This is a genomic window from Streptococcus oralis, assembly GCF_003942585.1.
GTDB classification, from domain to species: domain Bacteria; phylum Bacillota; class Bacilli; order Lactobacillales; family Streptococcaceae; genus Streptococcus; species Streptococcus oralis_BE.
The window spans coordinates 1-26,700 of sequence record NZ_RJNK01000010.1 but is presented as its reverse complement, the minus strand read 5'-3'; the positions used below and the strand labels follow the sequence as shown (position 1 = coordinate 26,700).

The following is a 26,700-nucleotide window of genomic DNA, read 5'->3' as shown; positions in this document are numbered from 1 at the left end:
AAAAAGCTCCTAATCATCCTCGCGAGGCTGGGACTACGAAATCGAGACTTTGTCTATCGATTTCTGTCCCACCGCCTTTTTTAGTAAAACCATTCACTAAATGTACATTCAGATTTTTAAACTTTTCTACAAATTATAGAAAAAAGAATCAAAAGTATGATTTTTATGCTGCCAGTATTGAAATTTCCTATATTATTTTATAAAATAAAGGTAAAAGGCTATGAAAAAGTAATACGCTTACAAGAAAATGGAAGCGGTTACTAAAGGGGGATTTTATGGAAAAAGGCTTTTGGAATCGTAAAAGAGTCTACAGTATTCGTAAGTTTGCTGTAGGAGCTTGCTCTGTCATGATTGGAACCTGTGCTGTTCTATTTGGAGGAAGTGTTGTTGGAGAATCACCAGTTTTTGCGGATGAAACTCCTATTGCACACACTGTAGAACAAGCAAAAGAGGAAAGTCCAGCAGTGGAGGAAAAACAGGATCAAGCAGGAGTGGAGAATAACGAGGCTGTAAGTGTAGATCAAAGTCAAGCTGCTCAAATTGAAGCAAGCAAACCAGAGAAGAAAGAAGATGAACCTATAGCTCCAAAAGAGGAGAAAGCATCTCTAAAACCTGAAGAAACAGCTCCAAAGGTAGAATTACAAGCTTCAAGTCAAGAAAAACCTGTTAAGGAAGATTTGAAAGCTGCGACAAATGAAGAAGTAAATCAAATGATTGAAGATAGAAAAGTGAATTTTAATCAAAATTGGCACTTTAAACTCAATGCGAATCCTAAAGAAGCTGTGAAACCAGATGCCGATGTATCAACATGGCAAAAATTGGATCTCCCACACGACTGGAGTATCTTTAACGATTTTGACCATCAGTCACCTGCTCAAAACGAAGGTGGACAGCTCAATGGTGGTGAAGCTTGGTATCGCAAGACCTTTAAACTTGATGAAAAAGATCTCAAGAAGAATGTTCGTTTGACCTTTGATGGTGTCTACATGGACTCTCAAGTCTATGTCAATGGCCAGTTAGTGGGACATTATCCAAATGGTTACAACCAGTTCTCATACGATATCACCAAATACCTTCACAAAGATGGTCGTGAGAATGTGATTGCTGTCCATGCAATCAACAAACAACCAAGTAGTCGTTGGTATTCAGGTAGTGGTATCTACCGTGATGTGACCTTGCAAGTGACAGATAAGGTTCATGTTGAGAAAAATGGAACAACCATCTTAACGCCAAAACTGGAACAACAGCAACACGGCAAGGTTGAAACTCATGTGACCAGCAAAATCGTCAATACAGACGATAAAGACCATGAACTTGTGGCAGAGTATCAAATCGTTGAACGTGGTGGTCAGGCTGTAACAGGCGTGGTTCGTACAGCAAGTCGTACCTTGAAAGCACATGAGTCAACAAGCCTAGATGCTATTTTAGAAGTTGAAAAACCAAAACTATGGACAGTTTTAAATGACAAACCTGCCTTGTATGAATTGATTACGCGTGTATATCGTGATGGTCAATTGGTGGATGCTAAGAAGGATTTGTTTGGTTACCGTTACTATCACTGGACTCCAAATGATGGTTTCTCTTTAAATGGTGAACGCATTAAATTCCATGGTGTTTCCTTGCACCATGACCACGGAGCGCTTGGAGCGGAAGAAAATTATAAAGCAGAATACCGTCGTCTCAAACAAATGAAGGAGATGGGGGTTAACTCTATTCGTACAACCCACAACCCTGCTAGTCCACAGACCTTGCAAATCGCAGCAGAACTTGGTTTGCTGGTTCAGGAAGAGGCCTTTGATACTTGGTATGGTGGCAAGAAACCTTATGACTACGGACGTTTCTTTGAAAAAGATGCCACTCACCCAGAAGCTAGAAAAGGTGAAAAATGGTCTGACTATGATCTTCGTACCATGGTCGAAAGAGACAAAAATAACCCAGCTGTCTTCATGTGGTCTATCGGAAACGAAATTGGTGAAGCCAACGGTGATGCTCATTCTCTAGCAACTGTAAAACGTTTGGTCAAAGTTATCAAGGATGTTGATAAAACTCGTTACGTTACCATGGGAGCAGATAAGTTCCGTTTCGGTAATGGTAGTGGTGGACATGAGAAAATTGCTGATGAACTGGATGCGGTTGGATTCAACTATTCTGAAGACAACTACAAAGCTCTTCGTGCGAAACATCCAAACTGGTTGATTTATGGTTCAGAAACATCTTCAGCTACCCGTACACGTGGAAGTTATTATCGCCCTGAGAGAGAACTAGTTCACAGCAACCAAGACTATCGTAACTATGAACAGTCAGATTATGGAAATGATCGTGTGGGTTGGGGTAAAACGGCAACCGCTTCATGGACTTTTGACCGTGACAACGCTGGTTACGCAGGACAATTTATCTGGACCGGTACAGACTATATCGGGGAGCCTACACCATGGCACAACCAAAACCATACACCAGTTAAGAGTTCTTACTTTGGTATTGTAGATACAGCGGGTATTCCAAAACATGACTTCTACCTCTACCAAAGCCAATGGGTTTCTGTCAAGAAGAAACCAATGGTTCACCTTCTTCCTCACTGGAACTGGGAAAACCCTACTCTAAAAGCGAATGTGGCTGATGCAGACGGAAAAATCCCAGTTCGCGCCTATTCAAACGCTGCAAGCGTTGAATTGTTCTTGAACGGTCAATCTCTCGGAGTTAAGACCTTCAACAAAAAACAAACCAGCGATGGCCGTACCTACCAAGAAGGTGCGAATGCTAAGGAACTCTATCTTGAGTGGAAGGTTGCTTACCAACCAGGTACCTTGGAAGCTGTAGCTCGAGATGAAGCTGGAAAAGAAATTGCTCGTGACAAGATTACCACGGCAGGTCAACCAGCAGGTGTTCGTCTTGTCAAGGAAGAACACGCAATCGCTGCAGATGGAAAAGACTTGACTTACATCTACTACGAAATTGTAGACAGCCAAGGGAATGTAGTCCCAACTGCTAATAATTTAGTTCGCTTCCAATTGCATGGCCAAGGTCAACTTGTCGGTGTCGACAATGGGGAACAAGCCAGCCGTGAACGTTATAAGGCCCAAGCAGATGGTTCTTGGATTCGCAGAGCCTTTAACGGTAAAGGGGTTGCCATTGTTAAATCAACTGAGCAAGCAGGTAAATTCACGCTAACAGCCCATTCAGATCTCTTGAAATCTGGTCAAGTAACTGTCTTTACTGGTAAAAAAGAAGATCAAGAAAAGACAGTTCTCGGGACAGAAGTACCAAAAGTACGTACTGTTATTGAGAAAGAGCCAAAAATGCCGAAGACAGTCGGTTTTATCTACAGTGATGGCAGTCGTGAAAAACGTCCAGTAACCTGGTCTTCAGTTGATGTGAGCCAAGCAGGAGTTGTGACTGTTAAAGGTATGGCAGACGGACGTGAAGTTGAGGCCCGTGTCGAAGTTCTAGCAATCGCAAATGAGCTTCCAACTGTTAAACGTGTTGCCCCAGGAACAGACTTGAGTGCTGTTGACAAATATGTTTCTATTGCCGTTACGGATGGAAGCGTACAAGAATACGAAGTGGATAAGTGGGAGATTGCGGAAGCAGATAAAGCCAAACTTTCAGTCGCAGGATCACGTATTCAAATGACTGGTCAATTAGGAGGCGAAACCGTACATGCTACTCTTGTAGTAGAAGAAGGCAATCCTGCAGCACCTGTAGTGCCAACTGTAACTGTTGGCGGTGAAGCCGTCACAGGCCTTATTAGTCAACATCCAATGCAATACCGCACTCTTGCTTATGGTGCATCCTTGCCAGAAGTTGTAGCAAGTGCTGAAAATGCGGATGTTACCGTAGTTCAAGCAAGTGCAGCAAACGGTATGCGTGCAAGCATCTTTGTTCAACCAAAAGATGGTGGACCTCTTCAAACCTATGCAATTCAATTCCTTGAAGAAGCACCGAAAATTGACCACTTGAGCTTACAAGTGGAGCAAGCTAACGGTCTTAAAGAAGACCAAACAGTGAAATTGTCTGTACTCGCTCACTATCAAGACGGAACACAAGCAGTTTTACCAGCTGATAAAGTAACCTTCTCTACAAGTGGTGAAGGGGAAGTCGCAGTTCGTAAAGGAATGCTTGAGTTACATAAGCCAGGAGCAGTCACTCTCAAAGCGGAATATGAGGGAGCTAAAGGCCAAGTTGAACTCACTATCCAAGCCAATACTGAGACGAAGGTTGCGCAATCTATCCGTCCAGTAAATGTAGTGACAGACTTGCATCAAGAACCAAGTCTTCCAGCAACAGTAACTGTTGAGTATGACAAAGGTTTCTCTAAAACTCACAAAGTCACATGGCAAGCTATTCCAAAAGAAAAACTAGACCACTATCAAACCTTTGAAGTGCTAGGTAAAGTTGAAGGAATTGACCTTGAAGCGCGTGCAAAAGTCTCTGTTGAAGGTATCGTTTCAGTTGAAGAAGTCAGTGTGACTACACCAATCGCAGAAGCGCCACAATTACCAGAAAGCGTCCGTACCTACAATTCAAATGGTCATGTATCATCTGCCAAGGTTGCATGGGATACGATTCGTCCAGAGCAATACGCTAAGGAAGGTGCCTTTACAGTCACTGGTCGCCTTGAAGGTACGCAATTAACAACTAAACTCCATGTTCGCGTATCGGCCCAAACTGAGCAAGGTGCAAATATCTCTGACCAATGGACGGGTTCAGAATTACCACTTGCCTTTGCTTCAGACTCAAATCCAAGCGACCCTGTTTCAAATGTTAACGACAAATTGATTTCCTTTAATGACCGACCAGCCAATCGTTGGACAAACTGGAATCGTAGTAATCCAGAAGCTTCAGTCGGTGTCCTATTCGGAGATTCAGGTATCTTGAGCAAACGCTCCGTTGATAATCTAAGTGTCGGATTCCACGAAGACCATGGAGTCGGTGCACCGAAGTCGTATGTGATTGAATATTATGTTGGTAAGACTGTTCCAACAGCTCCTAAAAACCCTAGCTTTGTAGCCAATGAAGACCATGTATTTAACGATCCAGCTAACTGGAAACCTGTTACAAATCTAAAAGCTCCTGCTCAACTTACGGCTGGAGAAATGAATCACTTTAGCTTTGATAAAGTTGAAACCTATGCTGTTCGCATTCGCATGGTGAAAGCAGATAATAAGCGTGGAACTTCTATCACAGAAGTACAAATCTTTGCGAAACAAGTTGCGGCAGCCAAACAAGGACAGACAAGAATCCAAGTTGACGGCAAAGATTTAACAAACTTCAACCCTGATTTGAAAGACTACTACCTTGAGTCTGTAAATGGAAAAGTTCCTACAGTAACAGCAAGTGTTAGCAACAATGGTCTCGCGACTGTCGTTCCAAGCGTTCGTGAAGGTGAGCTAGTCCGTGTCATCGCGAAAGCTGAAAATGGCGACATCTTAGGAGAATACCGTCTACACTTCACTAAGGACAAAGACTTACTTTCTCGTAAACCAGTTGCTGCGGTTAAACAAGCTCGTTTGCTACAACTAGGGCAACCACTTGAATTGCCAACGAAGGTTCCGGTTTACTTCACAGGTAAAGACGGCTATGAAACAAAAGACTTGGCAGTTGAATGGGAAGAAGTTCCAGCAGAAAATCTGACCAAAGCAGGTCAATTTACTGTTCGAGGTCGTGTCCTTGGTAGTGACCTCGTTGCGGAGTTCACTGTACGAGTGACGGACAAACTTGGTGAGGCTCTCTCAAACAACCCTAACTATGATGAAAACAGTAACCAAGCCTTTGCTTCTGCAACTAATGATATTGATCCAAGTTCACATGACCGTGTAGACTATATCAATGATGGAGATCACAATGAAAATCGTCGTTGGACAAACTGGTCTCCAACACCATCTTCTAACCCAGAAGTATCAGCAGGTGTGATCTTCCGTGAAAATGGTAAGATTGTAGAACGGACTGTTGCACAAGCTAAACTTCACTTCTTTGCAGATAGTGGTACGGATGCACCATCTAAACTTGTTTTAGAACGCTATGTCGGTCCAGAGTTTGAAGTGCCAACCTACTATTCAAACTACCAAGCCTATGACGCAGGCCATCCATTCAACAATCCAGAAAATTGGGAAGCTGTTCCTTATCGTGCGGATAAAGACATTGAAGCTGGTGATGAAATCAACGTAACATTTAAAGCCGTGAAAGCAAAAGCCATGAGATGGCGCATGGAGCGCAAGGCCGATAAGAGTGGTGTTGCGATGATTGAGATGACCTTCCTTGCACCAAGCGAATTGTCTCAAGAAAGCACTGCATCGAAGATTCTTGTAGATGGAAAAGAACTTCCTGATTTCGCTGAAAATCGTCAAGACTATCAAATTACCTATAAAGGTCAACGTCCGAAAGTTTCAGTTGAAGAAACAGACCAAGCAGCTTCAACAGTTGTAGATAGTGGCGATGATAGCCTTCCAGTACTTGTTCGCCTCGTTTCAGAAAGTGGAAAACAAGTCAAGGAATACCGTATCCAACTAGTCAAAGAAAAACCAGTTTCTGAGAAAACAGCCCCTGCTATTCAAGAAGAAAATCCAAGTCTTGAGGTTGTCGAAAAAGAACTTGCCTTCCAGACTGTTGAAAAAGACGATTCAAGTCTATATGTAGGTGAAAGCCGTGTAGAACAAGAAGGACAAGTTGGTAAGGAACGCATTCTTACATCTGTTAGCCCAGACGGAACTCGTGAAGAGAAACTCCGTGAAGTGATCCAGGCTCCTGTTAACCGGGTTCTTCTCGTTGGAACTAAACGTGGTACGGCTCGACCACTTGATGGTGTCAGAGATTTGGTTCATCACAAACCAGAACTCCTGGTGGAAGAAGAGGCAGTTGATTTCAAAGTTCAAGAACGTAAGACTGACAAACTTTATGTGGGTGAAAGTCGTGTTCTTCAAGAAGGTCAAAAAGGTGTTCGTGTCCACCTAGTAGAAGTCGAAAATGGTAAGCGTACATCAAAAGAAACCTTTGATAAGATAGTTGCGCAAGATCGTATCGTGGAAGTTGGAACTAAACGTGGTACGGCTCAACCACTTGATGGTGTCAGAGATTTGGTTCATCACAAACCAGAACTACTAGTAGAAGAAAAGGCAGTTGATTTCCAAGTCCAGGAACGTAAGAACGATAAACTTCCAGTAGGACAAACTCGTGTGATCCAAGAAGGCCAAAAAGGTGTACGTGTTCATCTCATCGAAGTGGACAATGGGAAACGCACTGTAAAGGAAACCTTTGATAAGCTAGCATCGCAGGATCGCATTGTGGAAGTGGGAACTGCTGTAGCACAAGAAGGACCAAATCCACAAGTTCCTGTCAATCCAGATGCGCACCAACTGACTCAAACAGGAGCACAATCTCAAGAAGAAAAAGTGACACAAACTGAAAAAGGTCACCTTCCAAATACAGGAAGTGAGTCTCAGATGTCAGCTTTAGCAGCAGGATTGGCTCTCTTGGGCTTAGGTGCAGGACTTGCAGCTACTACTCGCAAAAAAGAAGACTAAGTTTAGTTACAAGCTAAATTGAACAGGAAAAGGCCAGAGTGACGATCTGGTCTTTTTCGTCTGAGTTATAATAGTAAACAAATGTTTAGAATAGTCAATCCTATTCCAAATGGATTTTGCTCAAAATTCATAAAGTGCCCTTCACACTTATAAAAAGAGAGGTCGTGTTTGAAAATAATTGATAAATATGCTACAATAGTAGGCACTGGTAATTTTTATAAATGATTTTTTAATGAGAAAAATCGGATAAAATCCATTCAACTTTAGAAGGATCATGATCAGATGAGAAAGCGTAAAATTCCTTACCTTTCAGAGATTTGGTATGGGAGTGGTTTTTTAGATGTTAATCATGGTGACAGAGTTGATATACTTATAAAAATTTTAAGGATTAACTAAATCCGTTTATGCATTTGATAGTGTTCAAATAGAAGAAATGGAAGAACAGGTGTTCTCACATGAAAATATTCAAGGATAGAAGAGAAGCTCCAAGTAGATTTACACTCATGAGGTGCTCCTGTATTTCGTAGGTGAAATATCATGGTAAGCCAGTTAATCCTATCTTGATTATCAGTGGGATGAGCCTGTTTTCTTGGGTTGTCTTGCTGTTACGATGGTGAATGAACATTGCTAGAAAATGATCGCAAGACTTGCTAAATATAAAGAATAAAGGATGACAGATGAAACATTTCGGTCTTAAGAAACAGAAACGAACAAGTATTTTTTTCCGAAGAGCAATTTTTACAATTTTGATCATTGCGATCTATATACTTGGTCGCCATATTTTACTTCCAGGATACAATGGCAATACAGGTTTTTCACAAATAACTGAGCAAAATCCCTTGGCCTATTTGTATTCCTTAGCAGGAGTAGATGTCTCTAAGATTTCCATGTTTTCACTGGGACTAGGTCCTTGGATTACGACGATGATCGTTTGGCAGGTCATCAACTTGAATAAAAGTTGGAATATCCAGTCCTGGTCATTGAAAAAAGCGGATTTTGTGCAAAAGATTCTCACTTTGATTTTTTCCGTGTTACAGGGGATAGCTGTTATGTACACGGCTCGTTCGGAAAATGGACGCTTTTTGCTTCTTGTAGATGATTGGATTTATAATATGGCTGTACTGGCAACTGTTGTAGCAGGAGGCTTTGTTATTATCTGGTTGGCTAGTTTGAATGTTAGCAAGGGAGTAGGTGGGCAGACAATTATTATTATTTCAGGAATTCTGCTACAATTTGCTAACCAATTAGTGGTATTGATAGGACAATCTGTTTTGTCTAAAGAAGGATTAGCCTTTCTAGTAGGTGCGGCGATCTCATTTTTGATCTTGGGCTATATTGCCGTGGTCTGCGAGAGAGCTGAAATTCGTTTGCCTCTAAATCGAGTCATGTTAAGTAGTCGTTACTATGGCAAATCTTACCTCCCTATCAAATTTCTTCCCTCTGGGGGAATGCCTATTATGTATGCCTCGAGTGTTATTATGTTGCTTCAGTTGGTATTAGACTGGTTTGGACATGGTTTTACAAAAAATTTTGGTAGTTTATTTGACTTTACAAACCCCCTAAGTTTAGCCTTTTACTTGCTTGCTATCTATCTTCTTGCAATTTTATTTGCCTATATCAACTTAGAACCAGAAGAAACAGCGAAACGTTTACAACGTCAAGGAGAATACCTAGATTATATCCAGCCTGGGAAAGCAACTTTAAAAGTTTTGAAACATTACATTTCCTTACAATCTAATGTAGGAGCACTCTACCTGATCGTTTTTATTGGTTTACCCTATTTCATTAATTTCTTCCTACCTCTTCCAAATTTGCTTTTGACTATACCAAGTACATTGATCATTTTAGTCAGTATGCTCTTGCCTTTGCATGAAGAAATACGTATCTTGAGAATTGGGACTTACTACCACAAAGAATTAGAATTTAAAGGAGAATAGAGGGATATGTTTTACTTTGTACCATCTTGGTATAGACAAGATCGGAAATGGTATTCTACCACTCTGCCTTTCTATTACGTGTCTAAAAATATGATGTTTGATGATGCGGTGAATTTGCTGCGAATGTTTCAGCAATCAGGAGAGGCAAATACCACTCTGATTTTGAACTATTCACCACATATTCGAACCTTTCTTTATCAGCAAAGAATATTGCCAGAAACTGTATGGAATCTATTTGATACCATACAAGGTCTGACAGATGTATCTGTACGTAAAATTCGTCTGGAAGATATTAAATGGCCTCAAGGAGTAGAATTCTTCTATACTCCTTTTATGATTGAGGTATATTTAAATCAAGAACACTATGCTAAAATTAACTTTTCACAAACAGGTAATTTCTTTGATATTACTTATTTTGAGGGTGGGCAGACAAATCATCAGCTAATTTTTGATGATCGTGGATTTGTTTCAAGTGTCATCTATTTTGAAAATGATCAGCCTTACTACCAAGATTATTTAAATTTACAAGGTACATGGCAGTTTAGGGAATTTTTGAGCACAGAAAATCATCAAGTACTTATCAACCCTGAGGCACAGGCTACATTTACAAAAGAAGTTTACCGAGATATCGAAGAATTGATCAATGAAAAACTAGATCAGTATCTAACTTCTTCGCTAACCAAGGATGATACGATTGTGATTTCGTCAGATGTGCAGCACAATCACTTTTTCCAAAAGATTAAGGAAAACCATCATGTTATCTTGTCTTTTTTTGGAGATCGCTATCCAATTACAAACCAGGAGCAGCTGCTAACGGATTTGACAGACACGCCGTTCTTCGTTGTTGATAGTTTAAATAAAATTGAAACGATAGCAGCTAATGTGGATCTAGAACAGTTGCCAGGATTTTATGAGATTCCGCCTTATGACACTCATCTAAACCTAGGGCATAGTCAAAGAAAAAAAGAGTTAATTATTTACGTCAATTACGACAATCTACCAGCAGATCAAATTCAATATGTGTTTACGACTTTGTTTGAAATGATGTTGAAAAATGAATGGATTGACTTGCTGGTTGGAACACAAAGTCAGGATTTTGGTCGAGAGGCCTATATAAAACAGGTACTAGAAAGCTATCGATCTCTTAAGCCAGAATATGAACAAGAATTGATTTTTGTTGATAAAGAGAAGAGAGCGAGAGGTGAGAACCGAGTTCTTGATGATGAAGAGGAGATTGTTCGCGAACGGATTGATATTGAGGCCATTCATAGCGACATCGATTTGATTAAAGTTCTGAAGTACGTTCGTATTATACTAGATTTGGGAACTCCAGCTGATGTGTTGACTCAAATCGCTGGCATTAGTGGAGGGATCCCTCAGGTTAACTTGTATAGTTCTTCTTATGTGAAGCATGGAGAAAATGGTTGGATTCTAGAGGATATTTCAGATTTTGAAGAGGCACTCTTATACTACCTCACAAACTTAGAACATTGGAATCAATCTCTAGTTCACTCAGTCAAGAAGATTGAACAGTATACAAGGGGTGAGATTGTCGATATGTGGAAAAATACCATAAAGGAATTAAAAGGAAATGAAAAAAATTAGTGTTTTGCAAATTGCTGATGAAAATTGGCAGGAGCAATATGAAATTCCTAGTAATATAAAATGGACATTTGTCAAACCAGAAGACATCGTCTCTTTATTGCCAGAAGATATCGGGATCTTAAATAGAGAAGTTGAGGCGGAAAACGGGAAAAAAAAGAAGAAAAAAGTAGACAAACCGTTTGATGTCGTGTTAGTAGATACTGCTGAATATTTAGAGTATGTCACTATCTTGGATCAGAAAATTCAGGTTTACCGTCTGTTCTATCATGAGCGTTGTCAAATCACTACAAAAACGTTGGAACGATTTCTTTTGCGCAAAAAAGCTGTGAAAACAAATTTTGAAAATCCAGAGCAGATGCTACATATATTTTCACGTGGTTTTTTCTCTAAGCAAAATGGAACGAAACTAAGTGTTAATCATCTAGTCGCTGCACCATCTTTTGAGGGGCAAGTCAGTTATGAAGGAACAAACTACCTTCGTTTGTGTGGCCGATACGGCGAGGATTATCAGACTATTGCGACCTATCAACATAATGTTTTTCTGAGTGGGGAGATGCCCTTAGATCTGTGGCCTGAGTTCAGGGTTTCAGAAGGTTGTTCGATCCGCTACGTTGTTAAAGGTTTTCCAGCTGGAAATTCTCCCATGCAAGAATGGATTTATGATGAAACGAGCTTTGATCGGTCTCTGACGTTAGATGTAAATGATTCGTATTATTTGAGTATCAGTATTCAAGCAAAAGGACAAGGAATTGTAAAACTTGGTCCCTGCCACTATCGAGACTCCCATCTAGGCTATGGAGACTTGTTAGTCGGAGGAAAACGAATTAGCGATAAAAATAGAGAAGAACTGATTTATTTCTTCCATCCAGGAGATTTGAAACCACCGTTGAACATCTATTTTTCAGGGTACCGTCCTGCAGAGGGATTTGAAGGGTACTGGATGATGAATAATTTGAGATCGCCATTCTTACTAGTAGGGGATCCGCGTTCAGAGGGGGGCGCATTCTATCTTGGATCGGAGGAGCTCGAACAAAAACTTCTTCAAGTGATTCATAATTGCTTAGATGAACTTGGTTTTACGAAGGAACAACTGACCTTGTCAGGTTTATCAATGGGGACTTTTGGCGCCCTTTACTATAGTTCTAAGTTGGAACCTCATGCCGTCATTGTCGGAAAACCTCTTGTCAACTTAGGAGATATGGCAGAAAATGAGTCAACTATTCGTCCAGGAGGATTTCCAACGTCACTGGATTTGGTGTATCGTACAATAGGGGAGTTATCAAGTGAAGCTACAGCTCAGCTTAACGAACGTTTCTGGACGGCTTTTGAGTCAGCTGATTTCTCAAGAACAAAATTCATTATCTCCTTTATGTATCAAGATGACTATGACATGTCTGCCTATCCTGATATACTGGATGAGTTAGGACAGCGAGATTACCGCGTCAGCGTTATCAGTAAGGGGTTGACTGGACGACACAACGACGATACACAAGGTATTGTCGAATGGTTCTTTAATCAATATAAAACGCTATTAATGAATAGTTTTGAAAGGGAGTTTAAATCGTGAGATACAAGGAAGAAGTCTATTTTGCTTATTGGGATATCCAAAGCGTATCTCAGTATCTATACGGTTCATCTGTCAAACTGTTAGATGGTGGTCATGTTTTGTATGAAAATCAGTTCATGCCTTCGGGAACAGTTATTCATGAATGGCATTCACGGGCAAACTATCAGGCTTTACGCAATACGAGTCAGCTTCCTGAATTGAAACGTGGGCAAAACTATATTTTTGGCAGTCATATAGAAACCATCCCAGAAAATTCAACATACTTAAAGGTTGAATTTATGGATGCTCGAGATGAAGAAATTTCGAATCAAATCATTAAACAGGGAGAGAGTGTGAGCGTATGCGTTCCAGATAGTACACAATATTATAAGGTGCAGTTAGTCAGCTCGGGTTGTCATCGCTTCCTGTTTGAAGGGATTTATGTTGCTGAGGAGCAGTTGGCGGATTATACAGTGGATCGCTACTGGATATCTGATTTGCTTCATCAGGATTCCGAGAAAGAAACGATGTATGTTTGCTTTACTGAACCCGAACTCAATCGAACAGGTTTTATCCCAGAACATGTTCGCGAACATTTCTCAAATGTATTGATTGTTAATTCGTCTTATAGAGAAGCGCTTCTATACATGGAGGAACGTTTTTACGAAACCTTGCTTGAAACGATTGAAGAATTAGCGCAAGAGCATCTTTTTGAAAAAGTGGCTTTTGTTGGTTATGGAGCGATTTCTAATATTGCGGCCTTGCATTACTCCAAACAATTTGGAAATTCATACGCTCTTGTGACGGATGAGTTTTTAAGCGAACTAGACTATCAACGCTTGCTGGAACGTTACCGCAATCGAGTAAATCCGCCTATTTTTAAAGAATTATTGCTACAGCAATTTAATCCGACAAAAGTTAAGGAATATGCGGACTTGAAGACTAGACCACGTGAACTAGCAAACATTGAATATTTATTAGATAAGTCATTTTTACTTCAAGCGATTGACTTGGAAAAGATTGAAGAGTGGATGAGAGAGAATGAAAACTAAACGATTCAATTTGACCAACTCCTATAAACTAATGCGTTACAAAAAGATTTTGGAGAAGGTTAATAAACTATCTGATAGTTATGCAGCTATGTCAAATGAGAAACTGCAAGCTCAGACAAAATGGTTTAAAGAACGCCTTTCTGGAGGAGAAAGCTTGCAGTCCATTTTGCCGGAAGCGTATGCAACCATTCGTGAGGCAGCCAAGCGTGTATTAGGATTATATCCTTATGATGTTCAGGTTTTAGGGGCCTTGGTTATGCAGGACAATCAGATTGCAGAAATGAGAACAGGGGAAGGAAAAACCTTGACAGCTATCCTTCCTTTATACCTAAATGCTTTGACGGAAAAAAGTACGATCTTAGTCACGGCCAATGAATATTTGGCAGCGCGTGATGCTAAACAAATGGCACCCGTTTTTCGATTTTTAGGAATGACAGTTGGGGTTGGTGTCTCGGACGATCCGACAAAAAAACTTAAAATTCCTCAAAAACAACAAATCTATAAGAGTGATATTGTCTATACAACACATAGTGCTTTAGGGTTTGATTACCTAGAAGAAAATTTGGCGACATCTCAATCAAAGAAGTTTTTACCAAAATTTTATTTTTGTTTGGTCGATGAAGTAGATGCAGCCTTGCTAGATAGTGCGCAGATGCCCCTAATCATTTCAGGTTCTCCTCGGGTTCAATCCAACCTCTTTCTCTCGTGTGATGAGTTTGTGAAAACTCTAAAAGAAGGGGAAGATTTTAATCTAGACTCCACTCGGACGTCTGTATGGTTGACGAGAAAAGGAGTAAAGGAAGCAGAGGTTTATTTTCGCGTTCAGAATGCCTATGATCCAGATAATTACCAGCTCATTCGCCAAATTAACCTAGCTTTGAGAGCTAACCACTTATTTGAAAAAGATCGTCAGTACACAGTGGATAATGGCGAAGTTAAACTGATGGATGAGGCGACAGGACGTCTCTTGGAAGGAAACAAACTCCAATCAGGGCTGCACCAAGCACTAGAAGCCAGAGAACGTGTGAAAATCACATTGGAAACGCGTTCGATGGCCTCTATTACCTATCAAAATTTATTTAGAATGTTTCCAAAATTAGCAGGAATGACGGGTACTGGTAAAGTTTGTGAGGAGGAGTTCAGAGACGTTTACGACTTGGGAGTCGTAGTTGTTCCTACACGAAAACCCAATTTACGAATTGATTATCCAGATGAAATCTATCTCACGATTCCTCAAAAGTTATATGCTTCATTGGAGTATATCAAAAAATTACATAAAAAAGGACAGCCAGTTTTAATTGCGACAGGATCGGTTGGAATGTCTGAGATTTATTCTATGCTCTTACTCCAGGAGGGAATCGCCCATAATGTGTTGAACGCCCATAATGCAGCGAAAGAGGCTGAGATGATCGCACTGGCTGGTAGACGTTCTGCAGTGACGGTAGCAACATCAATGGCAGGTCGTGGAACAGATATTATCTTGGAAGAAGGGGTTGCTGAGTTGGGTGGACTTGCTGTTGTTGGAACAGAGAGAATGTCCAGTGAGCGAGTCGATTTGCAGCTTCGCGGTCGTGCCGGACGACAAGGCGCTCCAGGATTGAGCAAATTCTTTATTTCTCTTGAGGATGATCTTATTTCCAAGTCTGGTAGCAAATGGATTAGTGAGTACTATCACAAAGAAATTGCAAAACCAGAGGAAAAACAAAAGATTCATTTGACCTCTCGTCGTATTAGATATGCGGTTGAAGAAGCTCAGAAGAATAGTGATAACGCATCAGCTGCTTCCAGACGTTCAACGGAACGATATGATGAAAGTATCCGTATTCAGCGACAGATTATCTACAATAAGCGTAATAAGCTCATCTCTCATCCAGATTTTGATTTGGCCTATTTCTTGTCTACCCTATCGGATGCAGTAGACATTTATACAAGTAAAACACCGTTTAAAGAGCGGGCGGATTTATTTCGCTTTGTTTTGGATAACATTAGTTATTACTGCGAGGATATTCCAGATGATCTAGATGTCACGGATTTACGGCAAGTTAAAAAGTTTTTATCTGACCTCCTTGTTTCAGAATACCAGCAGAAAAAAGATAAAATCAAGGATTCAGAGTTGTTCAATCAATTTCAACGAACTGTTGTTTTGAGAGCGATAGATGACTGTTGGGTTGAGCAGGTTGACTATTTACAGCAATTTCAAGGTTTGGTGTCTAGTCAAGGGTATGCCCAAAAAAATCCTGTCTTTGAGTTTCATAAAGAAGCTTTTAAATCATACAAAAGAATGAATGCAGATATAAATCTAAACATTATAAAAAATATGGCATTGAGTTACATTAATATTAAGCCTTCTGGGAAGTTAGAAGTTTTCTTTGGCTAATACTTTGACAGATTCTGTTGTAGACTTTATAATGATGATATAACTGTATTTTTGGAGAAAATCATATTATGAGTAAAAATAATAACAAAGAGCTAAAGGGATTTAAACGTTTGATATCAAAGTTTAAGCAAAAGGGTAGGGAAGATAGTGATTACCGTAGCCTGGATGCAACTAAATCAAAGCCCGTTAGTCGAAAACTCAAAGAGCAAAAGGAAATTATTCTGAGTGCTAGTGAAGATCTCGAGTTGCCAACAGAGTCAGTTTCTGTCATGGAAGCCTTAGAAGACTTTCAGGAAAGGAACAGTTTGGGAGTGGCTGACTTGATAAAGAATGTTAGTCAGAGTTTGTCAACTAGCGCTTTAGCTTCCCTCAGCCTTTCTGTCGCAGATTCGTACAGTGAGTCGGTTAGCCAAAGTATATCAGCAAAAGGATTCTCGCTTCGAGAGTCCATGTCTGAGAACTACTCATTAGTGGTCTCTTCTTCAGAATCTGAATTTGAGTCTCTTTCCTTGGTTGATAGCCTCTCTATTTCTGAGCATTTGACAGAGGAGTCCCTTTGTCAGGATACGGACGCATTCTCTTTGAGTGAAAGTATTGCATACTCAGAGCCTCTTTCTTTGAATGAATCAGAGCAAGCGAGTCAGAGTGTCTCCGAGTCTGAGTTCTATAGCCTAAGCCAGAGTGAATGGGAATCCATATCCGAATCCCAAAGCTCTTCAGAATCAGAGTGGTGGAGTTCTTCAGAATCAGAACAAGCGAATCAGAGTGTTTCCGAGTCTGAGTTCTATAGCCTAAGCCAGAGCGAGTGGGAATCCATATCCGAATCCCAAAGTTCTTCAGAATCAGAGTGGTGGAGTTCTTCTGAATCAGAGCAAGCAAGTCAGAGTGTCTCCGAGTCTGAGTTCTATAGCCTAAGCCAGAGCGAGTGGGAATCTATATCCGAATCCCAAAGTTCTTCAGAATCAGAGTGGTGGAGTTCTTCCGAATCAGAGCAAGCAAGTCAGAGTGTTTCTGAGTCTGAGTTCTATAGCCTGAGCCAGAGTGAGTGGGAATCCGTTTCCGAATCCCAAAGCTCTTCAGAAGCAGAGTGGTGGAGTTCTTCCGAATCAGAGCAAGCGAGTCAGAGTGTCTCCGAGTCCGAGTTCTATAGCCTAAGCCAGAGCGAGTGGGAATCCATATCCGAATCCCAAAGCTCTTCAGAATCAGAGTGGTGGAGTTCTTCTGAATCAGAACAAGCGAGTCAGAGTGTCTCCGAGTCTGAGTTCTATAGCCTAAGCCAGAGTGAATGGGAATCCATATCCAAATCCCAAAGCTCTTCAGAATCAGAGTGGTGGAGTTCTTCTGAATCAGAGCAAGCGAGTCAGAGTGTCTCCGAGTCTGAGTTCTATAGCCTAAGCCAGAGCGTTTCCGAGTCTGAGTTCTATAGTCTAAGCCAGAGTGAATGGGAATCCATATCCGAATCCCAAAGCTCTTCAGAATCAGAGTGGTGGAGTTCTTCCGAATCAGAGCAAGCGAGTCAGAGTGTCTCCGAGTCTGAGTTCTATAGCCTAAGCCAGAGTGAATGGGAATCCATATCCGAATCCCAAAGCTCTTCAGAATCAGAGTGGTGGAGTTATTCTGAATCAGAACAAGCAAGTCAGAGTGTTTCCGAGTCTGAGTTTTATAGCCTAAGCCAGAGTGAGTGGGAATCCATATCCGAATCCCAAAGCTCTTCAGAATCAGAGTGGTGGAGTTATTCTGAATCAGAACAAGCAAGTCAGAGTGTTTCCGAGTCTGAGTTCTATAGCCTAAGCCAGAGCGAGTGGGAATCCATATCCGAATCCCAAAGCTTTTCAGAATCAGAGTGGTGGAGTTCTTCCGAATCAGAACAAGCGAGTCAGAGTGTCTCCGAGTCTGAGTTCTATAGCCTAAGCCAGAGCGAGTGGGAATCCCTTTCGGAGTCTGAATCCTTGAGTGAGATGATTTCTCATCTACTTTCTGAGTCCGAGTCGTTAAGTTTGAGCGAAGTCCTCTATCTCAGTGAGTCTGAATCCTTGAGTCAAAGCCAACAAATATCTGAATCCTTAAGTCAAAGTCAGAGTGTAGCTGATTCGGTGAGTTTAAGGAAAGCATCCCTATCTCAATCCTATAGTATGTTAGAATCAGAATTTGGTTCCTATAGACAGAGTGTAGCGGAGACAGAAGTATTCGCGCATGACTTGCATACTTCGGAACGTCTGTATAAGAGCCTCTCTGAACTGGATATGAGCCCTCTAACTCACCAGCAAAAAGTGCAAGAAGTGATGACACCTGAAATTTCTGAAGAAGGATCGTCTCAAACACATATTGCTGAGGAGCAACAGGAGCTTGAAAATAGAGAAGAATCAATAAAGAATATAGATTTGCAAGACTCTCTGAAACATCTGTCTCACTATTCAGAATCAAATGGAACAAATTTAAGGATGACGGAACGCCAACTCTATCACCTACTCAGACCAGGTTCGCAGCCCCTAGCACGTGACTTAAGAAATGTTGCAAGTGAATTGTCTGGTTTGGCTGCTATTACTCAAAAAAAGGAAGATGCTAAATCATCCTAAAAATATCAGAACTTGCAATCATTAAATAGAAATAATAAAAATCAAAAGGAGCCACTATGATTAGAAATATGATGTCAAATAGTAACAAAGGTTTGGGTACTACAGATGTATTACCAGTTGACCAATCTCGGATAGAAGTTCTGAATGGAACAGTTGACTACAAAAATGTACCTTTAGGATCTTATGATATCCTGGGGAGATTTGCCTCAGTAGGTCAGAGAGATTATACGGAAGAGCTGAATTTAATTCAATCAATGGGTTTTAATGCCTATAGAATCTCGATTTCTTGGGCACGCATCTTTCCAAATGGTGAAGAGCTGCAACCGAGTGAAGAGGGATTGAAATATTATGAAGCAATCATCGATGACGTATTAGAAAAAGATATCGAACCTATTGTGACTTTGAGTCACTTTGACCTTCCGCTGAATCTATACGAAAAATATGGAGCTTGGAAAAGCCGCAAGATGATCGAACTCTTTGAGCGTTACGCAGAAGCGGTCTTTCAGTACTTTAAGGACAAAGTGAAGTATTGGATTACCTTCAATGAGTTCAACGTTTTGCACCATTTGCCGTTTCTTGGTGGGGGATTGTCTTTTGGAGCAGATGACAATCAAGAACAGGTGATTTGGCAAGCAGCTCATTATCAATTAGTTGCTTCTGCACGTGCAATCAAGCTCGGAAAAACAATCAATCCAGAGTTTCAGTTTGGTGGGATGATGGTTGTTAGTAAAAACTACAGTCAGCAAACTGAAAATGCTATTGATGTAATGGAAGCAGAAGTCAAAGATAGGGAAAATTATTTGTTTACAGACGTGCAAGTGCGTGGATACTACCCAAATCACTTTTTACGTCGTTTGGAACGTGATCAAATCGCCTTGGATATTGAAAATGATGACCTCTTTGTCCTAAGAGATGGGAAAATTGACTTTGTCAGCTTCAGTTATTATGCATCAAGCAATTCCCAAGAAGTTTTTATCAACAAATATGCAAGTAATGGCCAAAATCAAAATCGCATTGATTCTGTGGGACTTCGTCTCGTGATGAACAATCTTTATGATCGTTACCAAAAACCACTCTTCGTCGTGGAAGATGATGTGGTCTTGGATGATTCAAATAGTGTAGCAACTGAAGAGCTGAAAACAAACATCCAAGAGATCGTGAAAACAGTCGAGTATGATGGTGTGGAATTGCTTGGCTATACACCGCTTACTTGGACGGAACTAAAATTTTAAAATAGGAAGTAATAACTCGAATTCTTTCTGGTCTAAGAAGTAGCGTTCATGTTTTTACTTTTAAAAATGTCTGACCTATCAATCAGACATTTTTTTAGAAATGAATGAGCTTTAAACTAAGTTCGGGTTTTGCTTGATAGCGCTTCAGGATATTTTCCTTATTTGGAGCTTAGAAAAGAATAGCAATTTACGCTATTTTATGCTACAATGAGAAGTAGTAGTGTAAATTAGAATAAGTAAGGAATAGAGGGAGCAAAATGAGACTGAAGAAAACATTGTTCGGTAACTACCGTGCTAAGGAAGTCGAAGATTGTATCGAAGCATTAGAGGAAGGGTTCGATCGTGAAATTCAAAAGAAGAATGAAAAGATTGAATCCCTACGTAAAAAAATCGACTCTATGAAGAATCAAGAGAAAGAGATTGGTGAAGCAGTCATTTATGCCAAATCTCTTGTCATTGAAGCTCACGATAGGGCCGAAAAAGAAGCTAAAGAAGTTTTAGAAAAGGCACAAAAAGACTACTTAGATACGAGAGAATCTATTCTCGAAGAAATCGATACTCTGACTAAAAAACGGGCAGAGGCTGAGAGATTGTATAATTTACAAAAAGAAAAAATTAAAAATATTATTAGTCGAATTGATGATTTTCTAGAACTGGACGATATCGATGGTAAACCAAAAGATATCAAAAAAATTCAAGAATTGCGTAAAGAACTTGATAGACCAGAAGAAGTTGCTAAGGAGAAAGAAGAGGTGGTGCCTGAGAGAGAAAAACTCCATCTCGAACAACCCCTTGCAAAAACAGGAACAGATAGTACCATCTCTGTCAGCTACATCACTTCACGTCGCGCAAAACCTAAAAAGAAAGACGAAGATAAGTTAGATGATGATAAGGGCAAGAGAATCAAACGTCTTTCAAGAATTAAACGAGATAACTTTTTGTAAGAGGATAATCAAATATGACAATTTATAACATCAATTTGGGGATTGGCTGGGCGAGTAGCGGTGTAGAATATGCGCAGATCTACCGTGCAAAATTGCTTCGTAGTGTTGGCTTAGAAGCGAAGTTCATCTTTATGGATTTTATATCTGCTGATAACATTGAACATTTGACAAAGAATATCGGCTTTGAAGATTCTGAGGTTATCTGGCTTTATCAGCACTTTACAGATGTCAAAATTGCACCGACGACCTATACGCTAGCACAGGTCTTAGCGAGTTTCGATAAAGAGCCCCTCGAAATTATCCGCGACACCGATATGAAGACGATCCGACTAGTATTTGGTGATGGTGATTTTGTGACTTGTTATGCCTGTGATATGGACAAAGAGTTGATTGAGCGCGCTGAAATTGTTTCGCGTGGTTGTTTGATTCAAAAAGAGTACTATACTTATACGAAGAATTTTATCGAGTATTTTAGTCCGATGAATGGTCATGCGCAATTATATCAACGTACCTGGCTCAATGAAGATGGCAGTGTGGCTTATGAAGAAATCATCAATGAAGTCGATGGTAGACAGGAGACGCAAGTCTATCGTTTCCCAAATCATGTTTTCTATTCTAAGCAAGAGTTTGTCGCGCATTTTATGAGAAGTCTGTCTCTGACGGACAAAGATTTGTTGATCTTAGACCGAGAGACAGATATTGGTCAAGCTATCTTTGCTAATAAGGGCGCTGCAAAGCTAGTCGTAATCGTTCATGCAGACCACTTTAGTGAAAATCCTGCTGAGAAAGACTATATTTTATGGAATAACTATTATGAGTATCAGTTCGAATATGCTGACGAAGTGGACTATATCATTAACTCGACCGATGCGCAAACGAATCTACTCAAAGAACAATTCGCTCAATATACAACCATCAAACCAAAGGAAATCTTGACTATTCCGGTGGGAAGTTTGGATCAATTGCGTCATCCAGAAGGAGAGCGCAAGCCGTTTGGATTGATTACAGCTTCGCGCTTGGCCAGTGAAAAGCATATTGATTGGTTGATTCACTCTGTAGTGAAGGCACATGAGCAATTACCTGAAATCACTTTTGATATCTATGGTACGGGTGGCGAAAGAGCTATGTTGGAGCAGTTGATTCATGAGTTGAATGCAGGAGAGTATATCCGTCTGATGGGGCATCACCACATGGCAGATGTGTATCGAAATTACTCTGCTTACCTCTCTGCCTCCACAAGTGAAGGATTTGGTTTGACTTTGTTAGAAGCGGTTGGCTCTGGTCTGCCAATTATTGGTTTTGATGTACGTTATGGAAATCCAACCTTTATCCGTGATGGGGAAAATGGCTACTTGATTCCTGAGGCGCGTCCAGATGATTTGGATGCAATGACAACGGAATATGCAGAAAAGATTGTCCAGCTATTTACTCAACATTCCCAAGAAGATTTATCCCGTGTGTCCTACGAGGTGGCAGAACCATATCTTGATGAACATATCGCCCAGCGTTGGTATGATCTTGTTCAATCTGCACAGCATCAGTAGGGATTCGAAAAGAAAGGCATAAACACTATGATTTGTTTATTTGAACGCTATGATCAAGCGAGTTTTGATTTGTTACGTTCACTTAAGGCAGCTGGGTTAGACTGCCCTGTTGTCGTGATCCGAGACGATGGCTACCTCGCACCTGATGTTGAGTCGCCTTACAGTTACTTTACTGGAGATGTGGCTTCAGAGGACGATCTACCTCTTTATTTTAACCTTGTTCCAAAGCCTCATTTGTGGGAAATCCGCTCGAGTAATGTTAATGGTGAAATCTTAGATATGGGTAAAAAACGTGCCAATATCTTTTACCGTCAACCAACACACGAACGTCGCGTGCGTGCAGTCGAGTGGTTGGATGATCAAGGTCGCGTACGTGCTGCGGACATTTACAATCGCAAGGGACGTCTCTTTGCACAGATTACCTATGATGATGCCCAATGTCCAACTCATACACGCTACTTTAATCAAGATAACGTAACGGTGATTATGGAAAATCATCTAACAGAGGATATTGTCTTAACTCTTGATGGAAAACGCCATATTTTCAATTCTAAGCAAGAATTTGTAATTTTTTACTTGCGATATCGTGGATATGATACAGATCGCATTATCTACAATTCTCTAGCAACACCATTTTTAGTAGCCGTTGGTCTGACTCCAAAAGAAGGACGAGCAGAGGATATTCTCTTCTGGCAGGAGCCGATTGGAGAGGAGCTGCCGGGTAACATGAAAGCAGCGATGCAGTTGCCTCATCGCAACATCCGTATTGCAGTACAGGATAAGCAAGTTTATGATAAAATCCTCAAGCTTGCAACACCAAAAGAGAAGAGTTACTTCCGCAATGTCGGTTATCTCTATCAATACCATCGCCTCAATAATATGAATCCAGAAGCTTTGATCCTGACGAATAGTGACCAAATCGAGCAAATTGAGTCACTTTTGACTCAATTACCAAATGTTCATTTCCATATTGGAGCGATTACTGAGATGTCAAGTCATTTGATGGAATTAAATCGCTATCCGAATATTTCCCTCTATCCTAATATTCGTCCAGCTAAGGTGAATGAACTTTTTGCTCGCTGTGACTTGTATCTGGACATCAATATCAGCGATGAAATTCTCAATGGCAGTCGAACAGCTTTTGAGAATAATATGCTGATTCTCAGTTTTGAGACGACTTGTCACAATCATCGTTTCGTTGCAGAAAGCCACATTTATCCGGTGGAAAATGTATCAGCCATGGTAGGTAAGATTCAGGGAGTTCTCTCTCTTCCGTCTGAAATGGAGGCTGCTCTTGCTAAGCAAAAACAGGCGGCGAATCAGGCTGATCTGGAATCCTACAAGGCAATTTTATAAGCTAATAAGACAAGGGCTTGCTTTCGACGAAAGCAAGTTCCTTTCTATCAATAGAAAAGGAGGAGCACATGTCTAACAAGGACAATGGCATTTTACAAGAACATATACGAGAACAGCTAGATAATCGAAAGAAACCCCTAAAAAGGGAGAAGCAAGATTTTAGCATGATTGCTGTGTTGGGCGGAGTTCTCTTTCTCGTCACCCTTTTGGTCACGCTACTCATGCAGTTGGGACACTTTTTCTAGGATTTTTTTCTGGACGGAGGAGGTCTCTAGAACAGATGAACCTTGACGATTTGCTCGTCAAGGTTTTTTGTCTCTATCTAATTGAACTAGTGTGAAAAGGGGGAGTAGGGATTTCGAAAGATAATAAAACGCTTCCAACAATTTGAAACGTAAAAGCGAATTTTAGCTAAAAATTAGGCGTTTTCATTGGTCATTTCGAGTATAAATGCTTGAAAAGGAGGAGCCTTTTTGGTAGAATGATAAATGGTATATACTAGATAAAAGCAACTGGTATATCCCAGATGGAATCTGCTTTTTCTGAGTCAAAGGGATAAAAACTGAGACTGACTGCGGCTTTTATTGGCTTTGGTTTTGAGAGGGCAGCGCAACTACACTTTGTTAATGATCATGAGGTTAACAAAGGGTCGCATTTGGATAAAAGAAAGGAATCAAATGTTTCGAAGTAAAAAATTTAACAAAGATTTCGAGATCGTAGATGAGAAAAAGCGTTATAAGCTTTACAAGTCGGGTAAAAACTGGGTAAAAGCCTCGAACTCTCAATTGGATCTCTTCCGTATCGGTGGGATGGGCGAAGTTGTCTCTAGTACCCTGTCAGACACTGAAGAACTTGATCACGCACACCTTAGTTTTAACACGCTAGCGGGTATAGGGGGAATCCTGGCCGCGGGAGCTGCAGGATTTGTGATGACTCAAGAGCAAACTGTTTATGCGGATGAAACATCTGAGTATGCAGAAAAGGATAAAACAGTCATCGCTGCTGAACCAAAAGCAGCTGAAACAACTGAAACAAGTACTAACTCAATCATTGCTCAAGCGCAAGCAGAAGTAAAGAAAGCTCAAGCAGAACAAACATCTGCCTCAGCTTCCGTATCAGTCAGTCAATCTGTTGAGGCTCAAGCGAGTGCGAGTCAGTCAGCTTCAGTCAGTCAATCTACCTCAGCAAGTCAGTCAGTTTCAGCAAGTCAGTCAGCATCTGCAAGTGCTTCAACATCAGCAGGTCAGTCAACTGCTCCAGCATCTGAGTCAGCGAGTCAATTAACATCAGCTCCTGTATCAGCCTCAGCAAGTGCAAAAGCATCTGCCTCAGCAAGCTCTACACCATCAGAGCCAGCGAGCGCTCAAGCGCCTGCATCTGTAGTTGAGAGTACATCAGCTGTTAGCGAACCATCAGCGCAGGCTTCTGTGTCTACCTCAGCTTCTGCATCGCTCAACCATAAGGTCAACCCTGCGGCAAGTCTTGTATCAGGCAGTGCTAACCAAAGTTTGGTAAGTGCAGCTCTTAGCACAAGTCAAGCAACAACAACAAGCAATAATATCGCAGCTGGTGTTGTAGCGGATAAGAACCAAGCCCAAGGTAAGGATACAACCAAGCAAGCTGAGAAAGACCAAGCAGCAGATAAGCAAGTAACTACTGCACCAAAAGAAGGTTACTCAGGTTTCCGTCAAGCAGGAAATCTAAACCGACAAGGAAATATCACTTATTCGCGCGGTGCTACAATCATAAGTGGACCAGGACATGTTACAGTTGAACCAGGTCAAAGAATTGATTACTCAGTAGTGATTGAAGGGGCACCTATCCATCCGCAGTACTTAGCACTGGTAACCAATGATATGAGACCTACTCATGCATTGGGGATAACGACTACGTTTACGCAATCTGGGCCTAATAGGGTTATAGCTCGTATTACTGGTACTGTCCAAACGCCTGGACCGAATGCGAAAACTAAGCTTCCGTTTTACCTTGCTCGTAGAGAATACGGTTCTGTTGGGGATTATCAACCTTTGAGAAACTTTAGCCTGAACATCAGTGATGCTGGTAGCAAGTCTACTTCAACAAGTAAGCAACAGTCACTGTCGGCCAGTGCTTCAGCGAGTGCCTCACTTAGCGCATATCAATCCCACTCAGCAAGCGCGAGCCAGTCTGCGTCAATTAGTGCGAGCCAATCAGCATCAAGCTCAGCAAATGCTAGCCAAAGTGCTTCAGCAAGTGCAAGCCACTCAGCATCTGTATCAGCTAGCCAATCAGCCAGTGCATCGCTTAGTGCAAGTCGTTCAGCCTCAGCGAGCGTAAGCTCAAGCCGTTCAGCGAGTGCATCAACTAGTGCGAGTCGCTCAGCCTCAGCGAGCGTAAGTTCAAGCCGTTCGGCCAGTGCTTCAGCCAGCGCATCACTTAGCGCAAGTCGTTCAGCCTCAGCATCTGTAAGTTCAAGCCGTTCAGCAAGTGCTTCAGCCAGTGCATCGCTTAGCGCAAGTCGCTCAGCTTCAGCAAGTGTAAGCTCAAGTCGTTCGGCCAGTGCTTCAGCGAGTGCATCGCTTAGTGCAAGTCGTTCAGCCTCAGCGAGCGTAAGCTCAAGCCGTTCAGCGAGTGCATCAACTAGTGCGAGTCGCTCAGCCTCAGCGAGCGTAAGTTCAAGCCGTTCGGCCAGTGCTTCAGTATCTGCAAGTCGTTCAGCCTCAGCATCTGTGAGTGCGAGCCAATCAGCATCAAGCTCAGCAAATGCTAGTCAAAGTGCTTCAGCATCAGCAAGCGCGAGCCAGTCTGCGTCAATTAGTGCAAGCCAAAGCGCATCAGCATCTGTATCAGCAAGTATCAGTGCTAGCCAATCAGCATCAAGCTCAGCAAATGCTAGCCAAAGTGCTTCAGCAAGCGCAAGCCACTCAGCATCTGTAAGTGCAAGTCAATCAGCAAGCGCATCAGTATCAGCAANTCAAAGTACTTCAGCATCTGTAAGTGCTAGCCAAAGTGCCTCAGCTTCAGCATCTAACAAC

Annotated in this window: 13 protein-coding genes; all 13 read left to right on the top strand. The window is 41.2% G+C overall.

The window, feature by feature from the left end; all coding sequences use genetic code 11:
* The first annotated feature begins 275 nt into the window (after nucleotides 1-275).
* Nucleotides 276-7,517 (top strand): LPXTG-anchored adhesin/beta-galactosidase BgaA, encoded by a 7,242-nt coding sequence (gene bgaA / locus D8862_RS08660; protein WP_125450010.1) that lies wholly within the window; start codon nucleotides 276-278, stop codon nucleotides 7,515-7,517.
* A 677-nt stretch (nucleotides 7,518-8,194) separates the two neighbouring features.
* Nucleotides 8,195-9,454, top strand: coding sequence for a preprotein translocase subunit SecY (locus tag D8862_RS08655; protein ID WP_038804390.1), 1,260 nt, complete (start codon nucleotides 8,195-8,197; stop codon nucleotides 9,452-9,454).
* A 6-nt stretch (nucleotides 9,455-9,460) separates the two neighbouring features.
* Complete coding sequence (gene asp1, locus D8862_RS08650; protein ID WP_125450008.1) at nucleotides 9,461-11,059, top strand: accessory Sec system protein Asp1; 1,599 nt, start codon at nucleotides 9,461-9,463, stop codon at nucleotides 11,057-11,059.
* Nucleotides 11,046-12,626, top strand: a complete 1,581-nt coding sequence (gene asp2, locus D8862_RS08645; RefSeq protein ID WP_125450006.1) for an accessory Sec system protein Asp2 — start codon at nucleotides 11,046-11,048, stop codon at nucleotides 12,624-12,626. The genes asp1 and asp2 overlap by 14 nt, the downstream gene beginning before the upstream one ends.
* Nucleotides 12,623-13,657, top strand: a complete 1,035-nt coding sequence (gene asp3, locus D8862_RS08640; RefSeq protein ID WP_125450004.1) for an accessory Sec system protein Asp3 — start codon at nucleotides 12,623-12,625, stop codon at nucleotides 13,655-13,657. Before asp2 ends, asp3 begins: the two co-directional genes overlap by 4 nt.
* A complete protein-coding gene (gene secA2, locus D8862_RS08635; protein ID WP_125450002.1) occupies nucleotides 13,647-16,034 on the top strand; it encodes an accessory Sec system translocase SecA2 in 2,388 nt (795 codons plus the stop codon). Before asp3 ends, secA2 begins: the two co-directional genes overlap by 11 nt.
* A 68-nt stretch (nucleotides 16,035-16,102) precedes the next feature.
* Nucleotides 16,103-18,610, top strand: a complete 2,508-nt coding sequence (locus tag D8862_RS08630; protein ID WP_125450000.1) for a hypothetical protein — start codon at nucleotides 16,103-16,105, stop codon at nucleotides 18,608-18,610.
* A 56-nt stretch (nucleotides 18,611-18,666) separates the two neighbouring features.
* Nucleotides 18,667-19,842 (top strand): family 1 glycosylhydrolase, encoded by a 1,176-nt coding sequence (locus tag D8862_RS08625; protein WP_084945362.1) that lies wholly within the window; start codon nucleotides 18,667-18,669, stop codon nucleotides 19,840-19,842.
* Between the two features lie 257 nt (nucleotides 19,843-20,099).
* Nucleotides 20,100-20,786: a hypothetical protein gene (locus tag D8862_RS08620; RefSeq protein ID WP_038804382.1), complete on the top strand. Its 687-nt coding sequence runs from the start codon at nucleotides 20,100-20,102 to the stop codon at nucleotides 20,784-20,786.
* A gap of 14 nt (nucleotides 20,787-20,800) precedes the next feature.
* Nucleotides 20,801-22,330 (top strand): accessory Sec system glycosyltransferase GtfA, encoded by a 1,530-nt coding sequence (gtfA, locus tag D8862_RS08615; protein WP_125449998.1) that lies wholly within the window; start codon nucleotides 20,801-20,803, stop codon nucleotides 22,328-22,330.
* 27 nt (nucleotides 22,331-22,357) lie between these two features.
* Nucleotides 22,358-23,686 carry an accessory Sec system glycosylation chaperone GtfB gene (gtfB, locus tag D8862_RS08610; RefSeq protein WP_125449996.1) on the top strand — a complete coding sequence of 443 codons (1,329 nt, stop codon included), beginning with the start codon at nucleotides 22,358-22,360 and terminating at the stop codon, nucleotides 23,684-23,686.
* Nucleotides 23,687-23,754: 68 nt separating this feature from the next.
* Complete coding sequence (locus tag D8862_RS08605; protein ID WP_000066115.1) at nucleotides 23,755-23,931, top strand: hypothetical protein; 177 nt, start codon at nucleotides 23,755-23,757, stop codon at nucleotides 23,929-23,931.
* A gap of 381 nt (nucleotides 23,932-24,312) precedes the next feature.
* Nucleotides 24,313-26,700 (top strand): KxYKxGKxW signal peptide domain-containing protein (locus tag D8862_RS08600; protein ID WP_472725570.1); only part of this gene is annotated, 2,388 nt, incomplete at its 3' end.

Excerpts from the sequence above, each read along its gene's own strand:
- bgaA (WP_125450010.1), top strand. The coding sequence starts at position 276 with ATGGAAAAAGGCTTTTGGAATCGTAAAAGAGTCTACAGTATTCGTAAG.
- D8862_RS08655 (WP_038804390.1), top strand. The coding sequence starts at position 8,195 with ATGAAACATTTCGGTCTTAAGAAACAGAAACGAACAAGTATTTTTTTC.
- asp1 (WP_125450008.1), top strand. The coding sequence starts at position 9,461 with ATGTTTTACTTTGTACCATCTTGGTATAGACAAGATCGGAAATGGTAT.
- asp2 (WP_125450006.1), top strand. The coding sequence starts at position 11,046 with ATGAAAAAAATTAGTGTTTTGCAAATTGCTGATGAAAATTGGCAGGAG.
- secA2 (WP_125450002.1), top strand. The coding sequence starts at position 13,647 with ATGAAAACTAAACGATTCAATTTGACCAACTCCTATAAACTAATGCGT.
- D8862_RS08630 (WP_125450000.1), top strand. The coding sequence starts at position 16,103 with ATGAGTAAAAATAATAACAAAGAGCTAAAGGGATTTAAACGTTTGATA.
- D8862_RS08625 (WP_084945362.1), top strand. The coding sequence starts at position 18,667 with ATGATTAGAAATATGATGTCAAATAGTAACAAAGGTTTGGGTACTACA.
- D8862_RS08620 (WP_038804382.1), top strand. The coding sequence starts at position 20,100 with ATGAGACTGAAGAAAACATTGTTCGGTAACTACCGTGCTAAGGAAGTC.
- gtfA (WP_125449998.1), top strand. The coding sequence starts at position 20,801 with ATGACAATTTATAACATCAATTTGGGGATTGGCTGGGCGAGTAGCGGT.
- gtfB (WP_125449996.1), top strand. The coding sequence starts at position 22,358 with ATGATTTGTTTATTTGAACGCTATGATCAAGCGAGTTTTGATTTGTTA.
- D8862_RS08605 (WP_000066115.1), top strand. The coding sequence starts at position 23,755 with ATGTCTAACAAGGACAATGGCATTTTACAAGAACATATACGAGAACAG.